The following is a 12375-nucleotide window of genomic DNA, read 5'->3' on the forward strand; positions in this document are numbered from 1 at the left end:
TCCCTAGTCTCTCTATCAGGTAAGACAACCCGCGCCTGCCGATTGTGACGGGCTCAGGGGCGGAGCTGTTTGCGCGACGTGATCCCCAGCTTGGCGAAGACCTTGCGCAGATGCCAGTCCACAGTGTGCTGGCTGAGGAACAGCTGCGCACCGATCTCGGCATTGGTCAGCCCGGCGCCCGCCAGCTCCGCGATATGAGCCTCCTGAGCCGTCAGCGAATCCCGGCCTGCACTACGGTCCGCCCGGCGCTCGTCCAGCACCTCACCGGTCGCCGACAGCTCCCGGCCGGCTCGCTCCGCGAACGCGCTCGCGCCCGCCGCCGAGAAGAGTTTGTACGCCGTCCGCAGCTGTCCACGCGCATCCTGTCGACGGCCTTCGCGGCGCAGCCATTCGCCGTACAACAGCTGTGCCCGCGCAAGGTACATCCGCATCCGTGTCCGGCTGAGGCGCTCGACAGCCTCTCCGTACGCCCGTTCCGCCGCCTCGCCCTCGGCGAGCAGGGCACGTGCCGTGGCCAGGAGACCGAGCCCCCAGTCCGTGCCGGACGACAACGCGATCCGCTCCAGCAGCTCGAACCCGTCGGCTGCCCGCTCGGGGTGGCCACTGCGCACGGCCGCCTCGACGAGCTCGGGCAGTGCCCAGTTCGCCACGCCGTACTCGGCCGGGTAGGCCGTCGCCTGCACCGCTGCCGCCAGCGCGTCGTCGTACCTTGCCAAGCCGTTGTAGAGAACGGCATTCGCGACATAGCAGGTCGTCAATCCACCGCCTTCGCCGCGGTTGGTCGCATCCTCGATGCCCGCGGCGATCAGCGGCCCGGCCGCCGCCTCGCGTCCGCGCCAGGCCGCGAGACCCATCTCGCCGTACGGCGCGAGGTCGGTGCCCGTGGCGTCCTTGATGTTCTTGGCCTCCGCGAGCAAGCTCTCGGCCGCGGAGAGTTCGCCGGAGAAGAGGTTCAGATGCACCCTGTGGTGGAGGGCGAGCAGGAGTTCGTTCAGGTCACCGAGTTCGCGGGCGATCCCCAGGTGGCGGGTGGCCAGCGCGTCCCAGCCCTCGTCGTCCCAGAGGTCGACCGCCATCAACTCCGCATGGAAGAGCCACCGCAGGTCGTCGCTATCGCTCGTCCCGTCCGTGGAGGCGTACAACCGGACCGCCTCCCGGGCCAGCGGCACCATGGCGGGATACCCGTCCGCGAACGTCGTCGCGACGGCGCCGAGCAGCACGTCGTGCTTGCGGCGCCGGTGGGAGGTCGGGGCTGCCCGGGCAGCCTGCGACGCAGCGGTCAGCGCGCTGGTCCCGCCCGGTCCGGAGGTCGCGCCGAACCGCCCGGCGTACTGCGCCGCGACCAGCGCCTGGATGTGGGTGTCGCGGGCGAGCTCGAGATCTAGCGGTTCGAGGCGGCGGGCGGCGGCGCGCAGCAGCTGACCGGATTCCAGTCCGTGGCCGGATGCGAACGTGATCTGTGCGCGCAGCAGCTCCACCCGGGCGAGGTGCAGATCATCGGCCTCGCCGTTGCCGGCCGTCACGAGTAGCCGCAGCGCGGTCTCGAAAGCGCCCGCCGCCAAAGTGACCTGGGCCGCGGCGAGGGCGCGGACCGACCGAGTGGCCGGGTCCGGGGTCAGCTCGGTCGCCCGTTGCAGGAACGCCGCCGCCGCGGCCATCCCACCGCGGCGCTGAGCCCGGTCGGCGGAGCTGATCAGGTCGGTGGCGACGCCCTCGTCCGGGCCGTCCGCACCCTGGGCCCGGTGCCAGGCCCGGCGGTCGGGATCGACGTCGGGGTCGATCGCCTCGGCCAGCGCCTGATGAACTGCCCGCCGATCGGCCGGATCGGCGGTGCGGTAGGTCGCCGAACGAACCAGCGGGTGCCAGAAGCGGACCCCGGCACCGATATCGATCAACCCGGCTGCTTCGGCCGGCGCCGCCGTACTCATCGGCACGTCGAGGATCGCCAGGGCGCGGACCAGCAGCGGTACGTCGCCGACCGGCTCGGCGGCCGCGGTCAGCAGCAGCCGCTGGGTGTCCGCCGGTAGGGCCTGCACGCGGCGGGCGAAGTTCTGCTCGATCTGATTCGCGATCGGACGGGCATCGGGTAGCTCGAAACCACCCGCCAGCTGCGCCGCGGTCAGGCCGCGGGGCAGCTCCAGCAGGGCGAGCGGGTTGCCGCGGGTCTCGGCAACTATCCGGCCGCGGACATGCGCGTCCAGCCGCCCGGGTACGACGGAGTCCAGCAGCGAACCGGCGTGCTCGTCGGCGAGGCCTCTGACCGGCAGCTCCGGGAAGCCGCGCCACTCCGGGCCGGTGACGGGCTCGCGGAGCGAGAACACGAGTCCGATCCGGTCGGCGAACAACCGGCGTCCGACGAACGTCAGGGTCTGGACCGAGGCCTGGTCCAGCCATTGCGCATCGTCGATCACACACAGCAGCGGACTCCGGTCCGACGCCGCCGACAACAGAGTGAGAGTCGCCGCGCCGATCAGGAACCGGTCCGGTGGTCCGCCGACGCTCAGCCCGAACGCGACTCCCAACGCGTCCCGTTGCGGACCCGGGAGGCGGTCGCGGAACTCCAGCATCGGCAGACACAGTTGATGCAGACCGGCGAACGGCAGCTCCATCTCGGACTCGACGCCGGAGGCCCGCACGACGCGACAGCCCTCGGCACGGCTGGCCAGGAAGTCGAGCAGGGCGGACTTGCCCATCCCGGCTTCGCCCCGAACGACGAGCACCTGACCAGAACCGGAGCGCACGCCGGCAACGACCTGGTCGAGGCGCGCGCATTCCGCCCGGCGCCCGCGCAGTTCCGGCTCGTTGCTGCTCGTGGTCATCGCTCGCACCCCCTCAGCAGAGGCTACGGGCGAACACCGATACGGGTACAGAACCCCCGGGTATCGGAACTACGGGCGCTCGATGCTAGGCGTTGATGGCCTCGAGGATCGTGGCGGTGACGGCCTCGGGCTGGGACACGCTCAGGGCGTGCGAGGCGCCCGCGATCTCGCGGGTGTTCTTCGCGCCGGCCCGCTCGGCCATGAAGCGGTGCAGGGCGACCGGGATGTTGAGGTCGAGGTCGCTGAACACGAACCACGACGGCGTCGACTTCCACGCCGGGCTGTCGGTCGCCAGCTCGGCGGTCAGCGCGGCCTCGGTGGCTGGACGCTGCGTCGCGGCCATCAGCGCGGCCTGGTCCGCCGGTACGTCGGCGCAGAACTGCTGGCGGAAGACGTCCGGCCGGATCGCGAGGTCGTTGCCGCCGGTGCTGACCGGGTACGCGTTCAGGGCGTCGCCGAGGGTGCTGCCCGGGAACTTCGCGGACAACGCGAACGCGCTCTCACCCTGCTCGGGTGCGAACGCGCAGACGTAGACCAGGGCCTTCACGGCGTCGTTGTTCGCGGCGGCCTCGGTGATCACCATGCCGCCGTACGAATGACCGACGAGGACGACGGGCTTGCCGATGCCGGCGATCACGTCGCGGACGTACTGCGCGTCGCCCTCGAGGCTGCGCAGTGCGTTCGGCGCCGCGACGGCCTCGATCGACTGGGCCTGCAGGCGCTGGATGACGCCGTTCCAGCTGGCCGATTCGGCGAACGCGCCGTGGACCAGGACGACGACCGGGTTCTCGCTCATGGGTTCCTCTTCTTGTTCGGGTTCAAGTTCGGGCTCCGCTTCGGGATCACTGTAGAGACCGAACAGACACGGTGGTTGTGACGGGCGAGACAGTCACAACCGGGCGCGCTGCGCTGTCCTGATGAGTGAGAGCACCGAGCACAGGGAGACCCCATGAGCATCACCGAACAGCAGATCGCCACATCGGTCCTGGTGATCGGAACCGGTGGTGCCGGTCTGCGGGCAGCGATCGAGCTGGCGGAACAGGGCGTCGAGGTTCTCGCCCTCGGCAAGCGCCCGCGGTCCGACGCGCACACGTCGCTGGCGGCCGGTGGCATCAACGCGGCACTGGCCACGATGGATCCCGAGGACACCTGGCAGCAGCACGCGGCCGACACGCTGCAGGAGAGCTACCTGCTGGCGAACCCGATCACGGTCGAGATCGTCGCCAGGGGCGCCGCGCGCGGGATCGAGGACCTCGAGCGCTGGGGTATGCCGTTCGCACGCGAGGCGGACGGTCGCATCTCGCAGCGGTTCTTCGGCGCGCACACCTACCGCCGGACCGCGTTCGCGGGCGACTACACCGGTCTGGAGATCCAGCGGACGCTGATCAACCGCGCGGTGCAGCTCGGCGTACCGATCCTCGACACGGTCTACGTGACCTCGATCCTGGTCAAGGACAACACCGTGTTCGGCGCGTACGGGTTCGACCTGACGACCGGGCGGCGCTACGTCATCCACGCCGATGCGGTGATCCTGGCAGCTGGCGGTCACACCCGGATCTGGCGGCGTACGTCGTCCCGTCGCGACGAGAACACCGGCGACGCGTTCCGGCTCGCGGTCCGGGCGGGCGGGAAGCTGCGCGACCCCGAGCTCGTCCAGTTCCATCCGTCCGGGCTGATCGAGCCCGAGAACGCCGCCGGCACCCTCGTCTCCGAAGCGGCGCGCGGCGAGGGCGGGCAGTTGCGCAACGCGCTCGGCGAGCGGTTCATGGCCCGGTACGACGCGGAGCGGATGGAGCTGTCGACGCGGGACCGGGTCGCGCTCGCGGAGTACACCGAGATCAAGGAAGGCCGCGGCACCCCGAACGGCGGCGTCTGGCTGGACGTGTCTCACCTCCCCCGGGAGACGATCATGCGTCGGCTCCCGCGCGTCTACCAGACGCTGCTCGAACTGCAGATGCTCGACATCACCAAGCAGCCGATCGAGATCGCCCCGACCGCGCACTACTCGATGGGCGGCGTCTGGGTCCGGCCCGAGGACCACGGCACCGGTGTCGACGGGCTATGGGCGATCGGCGAGGCGGCCAGCGGGCTGCACGGCGCGAACCGGCTCGGCGGCAACTCGCTGATCGAGCTGCTCGTCTTCGGCCGCATCGTGGCCGAGGAAGCCGCGAAGTACTCGATCGGACGGCAGGCGCAGCTGCGCTCCGCGGACGCGGTCGCCGAGGCCCGGGCCGAGATCGACGACCTGCTGGCGAACGACGGCCCGGAGAACGTCCGAGCCCTGCAACGCTCATTGCGCGACACCATGACGCTGCGCGCCGGCGTCGTACGCGATGAGCACGGTCTGAATGCCGGGTTGTCCGAGCTGGCCGAGCTCGAGGACCGGATCAAGGAGGTCGGCGTGCACCCCGACATCGCCGGCTTCCAGGACCTCGCGCACGCCTTCGACCTGAAGGCGTCGGCAATGGCCGCGCGCGCGACCCTCGACGCAGCCCTCGTACGCCGGGAAACCCGCGGTTGCCACAACCGCTCCGACTACCCCAACCTCGACAACTCCCTACAGGTCAACTTCGTCTGGTCCGGCCCGGGCAACATCCAGCCCGAGTCCATCCCACCCATCCCGGCCGAGCTCCGCCCCCTAATGCGCCACGTCTCCACCGACGGCAAGCTGGTCGAGTGAGGTGACCGTCCTCGTCTGGGCGCTAACGGGCGCGGCGGGTCAGCAAGCTGAGGACCAAGGACAGTGGGGACCAGTTGGTGCGGCCTCGGCGAGTTTGGGCGTAGGCGCGCATTCGGGGTTCGGGGGTGCGGAGGCGGCGGAGGGAGATGCCGGTGGTTTTGGGGTAGGTGGCGGGCATGAGGGCTATGCCGAGGCCGGCGGTGATCATTTCCTGGACGAGTTGGAGGGTGTCGGCTCGTTGGGTGATGCGGGGTTCGAAGCCGGCGAGGGCGGCCAGGGTGCGGACGACGTGTTCGTCGGCGGTGTGGCGGGAGTTGACGATCCAGTCGCTGTCGGCGAACGCGGCCAGTACGTCGGCCGTCGTACCGGTGGTGCGGCGGGATCGGGACGGTACGGCGAGGCTCCAGGTGGATTCCCAGAGGGGGATGGATTCGAGCGCCGGGTCGACCGCCGCGGGTGCGAGGTTGTAGTCGTAGCTCAACGCAAGGTCGACCTGATCCCGCTCCAACAGCGCGAGCGCCTCGGGCGGCTCCTGCTCCTGGATCTCCAGCCGCACGGCCGGAGGCAGTTGGGCTACGACAGGGAGCAAGGTGTCCCGGATGACGGTGTGAAAGGCCGCCACGCGCACGGTCCCAGCAGGCTCGGCCGACGGATCAAGGTCGGCGCGCGCGGCCTCGTGCGCCGCGAGGATGTCGACCGCGTGACCGGCCAGTCGCCGACCCGCCGGAGTGAGCCGCACGCGGCGACCGTCCGGCTCGATCAGCGGTGTCCCGACTTCCTTGGCCAGCGCCGCGATCTGCTGCGAGACCGTCGACGTCGTCACCCCCAGCGTGTCCGACACCGCGTGCATGGAGCCGAGTCGCGACAGCGCGAGCAGGAGTTCGAGACGGCGTACGTCCATTCGAACATCATGAACGATATGTCCACGATTCTCACGTGGACGCGAATGAAATCGCGGGCTTCACTGGAGGCATGCGCACACGAGACAGGCAGACCGGCGTAGCGTTCGCGGTCCTGTCGATGACGATGGTCCAGCTCGGACTGGCTGCCTCCGTCGGGCTCTTCGACCGGGTCGGCCCGGAGGGCGCGGCCTGGCTGCGGCTCGCCTGCGCCGGCCTGATCGTCCTCGTGCTGTTCCGCCCGCGCCGCAGCTCGTTCGACCGCAACTCGTTCCTGGCCGCGGTCGGGCTCGGCATCGCGACCGCCGGTGTGACGCTCCTCTTCATGGCCGCCGCCGCCCGGTTGCCACTCGGTACGGCGAGCGCCCTCGAGTTCCTCGGTCCGCTCTCGGTCGCAGTACTGCGAAGTCGCGGCCGGCTGATCTGGCCCGCGCTGGCGTTCGCCGGGGTGATGCTGCTGACCCAGCCCTGGCACGGCTCGGTCGACGGCCTGGGCGTCATGTTCGCACTGGGCGCGGCCGCGTGCTGGGCGGCGTACATCGTCCTCACGCAGCACGTCGGCGGAAACGTCACCGGGCTGCAAGGCATGGGCGTCTCGCTGCCCGTAGCCGCCGTCGTTGCCACCGCGGTCGCCGGGCCGAGCACGATCCCGGTCATGACGTGGCAGCTGGTCGTGATCGGTTTCGGGCTGGCGCTCCTGCTCCCGGTGATCCCGTTCAGCCTCGAGTACCTCGCCCTCCGCAAGCTCGACGCAGGCGTGTTCGGCACGCTGATGAGTCTCGAGCCGGCACTGGCCCTACTGGTCGGCTGGATCTTCCTGAGCCAGTCGCCCGGCCTCCTCCAGGCCGTCGGCATCGCCTGCGTGATCAGCGCCGGCATCGGCGCCGAACGAGCCGCGCGCCCTCAGGTGAACGAGCTCGCTGGCATAGTCGCCGGTCAATGACAGGTGTACGCCGCTCGACATCAACGCCGCACCGGACAGGTCGCCGTAGACGGCATCAGGATCGAGGCCACGGAGCCTGACCGGCCGGGCCGGGCTGTCGAACTGCTGAGCCTCCTGATAGACGATCACGACCGACTCCCGCCGATTGTCCGTCACATACTGAACAGCTGACACCCCGCGTCCTGGTTCACCCAGGCGGTACTGCGTGCCGTGCTGGATGACGTGCCGGACCGACTTGTACTCCGCGATCAGCCCCCGCGCGAGCGCGAGCTCGTCGGCCGACCACTCGGTCAGATCCCCGCCGATCCCCAACACCCCCGCCATCGCGACATGGAAGCGATACCGCAGCGGCACGGTCCGCTTGTTGATGAACGTCGGTACGTCGGTCACCCAGCACGACATCGTCCGCGCCGGATACACCTGACTGAACCCGTGCTGGATGTAGCGCCGATCCAGGGCATCGGTGTTGTCGGACGTCCAGAACTGATCCGTCCGCGCCATCATCCCCAGGTCGACCCGCCCGCCCCCACCCGAGCACGCCTCGATCGCAACCGCGGGATGCTTCACCCGCAACGCATCGATGATCTGGTACACCGCGGTCACGTGATCGAACCAGATCCGCCCCTGCCGCGACGGCTCGGCCGGCCAGCCGGTGTCCGCGAACGGCCGGTTCATGTCCCACTTCACGAACTGCAAATCGTTTGCTGACAGCAACGAATCGAGCTGCTCGAACACCCAGGCGGCAACATCCGGCCGCGCGAGGTTCAGCACCAGCTGGTTACGTCGCAACGCCGGCGACCGGCCCTCGAAGTGGTAGACCCAATCCGGATGCGCCCGGTAGAGGTCGGAGTCCGGGTTCACCATCTCCGGCTCGACCCACAGCCCGAAGCCCATCCCGAGCGCCTGCACCTTCGCGATCAGCGGCTGTAACCCGTTCGGGAACCGTTCCCGGTTGACCCACCAGTCGCCCAGGCCGGAGCGATCATCGACGCGACCGCCGAACCACCCGTCGTCGAGCACGAACAACTCGCACCCGAGGTCCGCGGCTCGCGTCGCCAACTCGACCTGCCCGGCCTCGTCCACGTCGAAGCCCGTCGCCTCCCACGAGTTGAACAACACCGGCCGTACGTCGCCGGCCCGCGGCAGCACGTGCCTCAACGCATACGCGTGCCACGCGCGACTCGTCGTACCGAAGCCGCCCGCACTGAACAGCCCGGACGACACCGGCGTCTCGAGCTCCTCCCCCGGCTCCAACGCCCGCGGGCCGAAGTCCTCGTGGCCCCAGCCGAACAAGGCCTGCACCGGCTCGTCGATCTCATACTGCGCGAGCATCCGCCACGACCCGCTCCAGTGCAGCGCCGCGCTGTAGACCTCGCCGTACTCCTCCGTCGCCGCCCCGTCGTCGATCGCGAACCACGGATTCACGTGATGACTCGTGATCCCACGCCGGCTCTCGAGCACGAACCGCCCTTCACCGAGCGCATGCCGGCTCAGCCGGGTCTCCGCGGCCCACCGCCCGGTCAACGTCGAGATCCGGTACGCCGCCTGCTCCGGAAGCACCCAGGCCGCCGAGTCCAGCCGATGGACATCGACCGTCGAGGCGGAGTCGTTCCGCAGGGTCACCCACCGATCGATCACATCGCTGTCGTCGTACACGCGGTAATGCAGGCCGACACGCACCTCACCGACCGCGAACTGCAGCTCCACCTGACGTTCGCCGATCACCTGTCCGACGAAGGACCAATCGACGCCGCGGTCCCCCAACGACAAGGCGGCCCGTCCGAACTGCAGTCCCCCGTCGAGCGGATACTCCTCGTGCCCGTTCGCAGCTGACCGGAAGCTCGTCCACTCCGCCTCCAGCCGCGCGGCCGTCGACCGCGCGAGGTGCTCCGCATCCGAGACCGTGATCCGCGCACCCCAGTGCGTGTGGATCGGGATGTCGTCATCACCGAGGTACGCCGAGTACGACGTACCCGGCGTGCTGATCAGCAGGACCCGATCGGCGAAATGGATGCTCACTTGACCGCCCCCGCGGTGAGACCGGCGACGAACTGCTTCTGCAGTGCGACGAAGAACAACAGGACAGGCAGCGACGCGAGGAACGAGAACGCGTACAACGTGCCGAAGTTGGTCGAGTACTCCCCGACCGAGCGGTAGACGCCGACCGTCACGGTGGTCCCTGACTCGGGACCGAGGACGATCAGCGGGGTGAGGAAGTCGTTCCACACCCAGACCCCGAGGAAGATCATCACGCTCGCGGCGGCCGGCCGCAGCGTCGGGAACACCACCTGCCAGAACAGCCGGAACCGGCTCGCACCGTCGATACTCGCCGCCTCCTCCATCTCGACCGGCACGCCGCCGATGAACCCGGCGAACACGAACACGCCGAACGGCAGATAGTAGGCGACGTTCGCGCAGACCACGCCGACGACCGAGTTCATCAGCCCGATCGCGCCGAGCACCTGCGTGATCGGCTGCAGGATCACCGCCGGCGGAATCATCAGTCCGGCCAGCAACATCAACAGCGCCGGCCGCGTCCATCGTGCGGTCGACCGGACCAGGTAGTGCGCCAACATTGCCGAGAGCAACGTCAGTGCGACCACCGAGAGCACGGTGATCTGGACGCTGTTCAGCAACGCCGACCAGTACAGACCGTCCTCTCGGCCGAGGACCGCACCCAGGTTGGCGGCGGTCGGCGGTGCCGGCAGTCCGAGTGGCGACGACTGGATGTCCTTGACCGGCTTCAGCATGCCGGTCACGACGACGTACACCGGGAAGAAGAACAGGGCGGCCAGCGCGACAGCAGCGATCGGTCGCAGTGTCCTCACAGGTGCACCTCCCGGCGCCGGAGCACCCGCAGTACGACGCCGCTCAACGCGACGATGATCGCCAGCATCACGGTCGCCTCCGCCGCGGCGAACCCGATCCGGTCACCGCGGACCCCTTTCTCGATGACGTCGAACGCGATCGACGCCGTGGTGTTGCGGCCCGGTCCGCCGTTGGTCAGCACGAGGATGTGCTCGTAGACCTTGAAGCCGCTGATCAGCAGCATCACCGTGTTGATCGTCACCGCCGACGCGATCATCGGCCACGTGATCGACCCGAACCGCCGCCACCAGCCGGCCCCGTCCACGATCGCCGCCTCGTACAGCTCGCGCGGTACGCCGTTCAGCCCGGCGAGGTAGACGACGACGCAGAAGCCGAGCATCTGCCAGCAGATGATCCCGGAGATCGAGTACAGCGCGGTCCCCGGATCCGACAGCCACCCGACCTGGTCCAGCACCCCACCCGGCCGGAGCATGCTTTGCCAGATGACGCTGACCACGATCCCACTGAGGATCACCGGCGTGAAGAACACCGACCGCAGCAACCTGTACAGCAACGTGTTGCGGTTGAGCAGCAACGCGATCGCGAGCCCGAGGACATTCGGTACGACGACCACGATCGCCGTCACCACGAACGTGTTCCTCAGCACCAGCCAGAACTGGTCGTCGCCGAACAACCGCTGGAACTGGTCGAACCCGACCCAGTGCGTGGCGGCGGCGAAACGGTTCCGATCGGTGAACCCCAGTACCACGGTCCAGCCGATCGGAACCAGCACCAGCAATCCGTACAGGAACAGCCCGGGCAGGGCGAAGCCGGCGAACTCACGGACGGACCGGCTACTTGAGCGACGCATATTCCTTGTTCAGTTTCGTCACCGCGGCCTTGGCGTCGGACTTCCCGTTCAGCAACTCGACCGCGATCTGCTGCACCGGCACTGTCATGTCCGCGGGCAGTCCGTTGTCACCCTGCTCGATCGACAGCGCGGGCGTCACCGTCCCGTCCTTCACGGCCTGGTTGTAGATCGCCAGCGTCGCCTTGAACAGCGGACCCATGTCGGCCGGCGGCTGGTAGCCCTTGATCGTGTTGAACGTCCCGTCCGCCTTGGTGAACGCGTCGGACGTCTCCTTGTCCTTCGTCCACTCCAGCGCGAACTTCTTCGCCAGGTCGACGTCCTCGGCCTTGGCGCTGACGCTCAGCCCGCCACCGGTCAGATTCGGTACGACGGCCTTCCCGTCGTCGGACGGCCACGCGAACACGCCGACCCCGAACTTCGGCTTGTCGTTGTCCGCCGACGTCGCGAACCACGAGCCCATCGGATACATCGCCGCGGACCCGGCGCGGAACGCCTTCTCGTGGTCGGCGTACGAGCGGCTGGTGCCCTGCTTGTCGAGGTACCCGAGCTTGGCCAGCTGTGCGACCTTGTCGGTGGCCTTCACGAATGCCGGGTCGTCGAACGTCTTCGAGCCGTCGGTGATCTGCTTGGAGAAGTCCGGGTCGCTCAGGTAGACGTCGGTGCCGACCGTGCCGACCCACGTGTACATGCTCGCGAACGTGTCCTGGCCGCCACCGCCGACCGCGATCGGCGTGATGCCGGCCGCCTTGAGCTTCGCGCAGTCGGCGAGGAACTCGGCCCAGGTCTTCGGCGGGGCGGTGATCTTCGCCTTCGCGAAGTCGTCCTTGTTGTGGTAGAGCAGCGACTGCGGCTGGGCGTTCGTCGGCAGCTGGTAGATCTTGCCCTTGATCGCGCCCGAGGTCGGGTCGGCGAAGTCCTTCAGGTCGTCCTGGGTGAACTCGGCCAGCTGACCGCCCTCGGCGAACCCCTGCGGGTTCACCGCGATCATGATGTCCGGCAGCTGACCCGAACTGGCGAGCTGCTTGGCGTACGTCGTGCGGTCGACGTTCGGCGTCACCAGCTTCTTGATCTTGACACCCGGGACCTTCTGCTCGACCCGGGCGATCGCCGAATCCCACAGCGCGGCCGGCAGGTTCGGGGTCTCGAACGTGAGCATGGTCAGCTCGACGGTGCCGCCCGCGCCTCCGCTCTTGGTGCCGTCGGCGGGTTTGCCGCCTTGCGTGCAGCCGGCAAGCGCTACCGTCAGAAGGGCCGCCAGGGTGACCGCCAACCGTGATCTCATCAGGTTCCTCTCGACGGCGCATAATATGCAATCTAGTTTGCAATATCGGCGCGAGCATAAGGACGATTCATCG

Annotated in this window: 8 protein-coding genes and 1 pseudogene; 2 read left to right on the forward strand and 7 right to left on the reverse strand. The window is 68.8% G+C overall.

The features are described 5' to 3' along the window. Window positions 1–53: 53 nt before the first annotated feature. Together AB0J62_RS15100 and AB0J62_RS15105 are read right to left on the reverse strand one after the other, a co-directional pair. Complete coding sequence (locus AB0J62_RS15100; protein ID WP_363869762.1) at window positions 54–2819, reverse strand: AAA family ATPase; 2766 nt, start codon at window positions 2817–2819, stop codon at window positions 54–56. An 85-nt stretch (window positions 2820–2904) separates the two neighbouring features. Then, complete coding sequence (locus tag AB0J62_RS15105; RefSeq protein ID WP_363869765.1) at window positions 2905–3615, reverse strand: alpha/beta hydrolase; 711 nt, start codon at window positions 3613–3615, stop codon at window positions 2905–2907. Window positions 3616–3768: 153 nt separating this feature from the next. On the opposite strand from AB0J62_RS15105, the gene AB0J62_RS15110 reads away from it, so the two are divergent. Next, window positions 3769–5499 (forward strand): FAD-dependent oxidoreductase, encoded by a 1731-nt coding sequence (locus AB0J62_RS15110; RefSeq protein ID WP_363869768.1) that lies wholly within the window; start codon window positions 3769–3771, stop codon window positions 5497–5499. A 22-nt stretch (window positions 5500–5521) separates the two neighbouring features. On the opposite strand, the gene AB0J62_RS15115 is transcribed toward AB0J62_RS15110, so the two are convergent. Further along, window positions 5522–6400 carry a LysR family transcriptional regulator gene (locus tag AB0J62_RS15115; RefSeq protein ID WP_363869771.1) on the reverse strand — a complete coding sequence of 293 codons (879 nt, stop codon included), beginning with the start codon at window positions 6398–6400 and terminating at the stop codon, window positions 5522–5524. A 71-nt stretch (window positions 6401–6471) separates the two neighbouring features. On the opposite strand from AB0J62_RS15115, the gene AB0J62_RS15120 reads away from it, so the two are divergent. After that, entirely contained in the window at window positions 6472–7341 is an 870-nt protein-coding gene (locus AB0J62_RS15120; RefSeq protein ID WP_363869774.1) for an EamA family transporter, read from the forward strand. Window positions 7342–7362: 21 nt separating this feature from the next. Here the strand turns inward: AB0J62_RS15120 and AB0J62_RS15125 are convergent. The 4 genes and pseudogenes from AB0J62_RS15125 to AB0J62_RS15140 all read right to left on the reverse strand — a co-directional run. Further along, window positions 7363–9360: pseudogene (locus AB0J62_RS15125) on the reverse strand (alpha-galactosidase); the annotation flags it as partial. Next, a complete protein-coding gene (locus AB0J62_RS15130) occupies window positions 9357–10169 on the reverse strand; it encodes a carbohydrate ABC transporter permease (RefSeq protein WP_363869777.1) in 813 nt (270 codons plus the stop codon). The pseudogene AB0J62_RS15125 and the gene AB0J62_RS15130, both read right to left, overlap by 4 nt. Then, window positions 10166–11020 carry a sugar ABC transporter permease gene (locus AB0J62_RS15135; RefSeq protein ID WP_363869780.1) on the reverse strand — a complete coding sequence of 285 codons (855 nt, stop codon included), beginning with the start codon at window positions 11018–11020 and terminating at the stop codon, window positions 10166–10168. Before AB0J62_RS15135 ends, AB0J62_RS15130 begins: the two co-directional genes overlap by 4 nt. Further along, window positions 11004–12302 (reverse strand): extracellular solute-binding protein, encoded by a 1299-nt coding sequence (locus AB0J62_RS15140; RefSeq protein WP_363869783.1) that lies wholly within the window; start codon window positions 12300–12302, stop codon window positions 11004–11006. The genes AB0J62_RS15135 and AB0J62_RS15140 overlap by 17 nt, the downstream gene beginning before the upstream one ends. Window positions 12303–12375: the final 73 nt, after the last annotated feature.

Origin of the sequence: Kribbella sp. NPDC049584 (assembly GCF_040675555.1) — a bacterium.
Lineage (GTDB): Bacteria > Actinomycetota > Actinomycetes > Propionibacteriales > Kribbellaceae > Kribbella.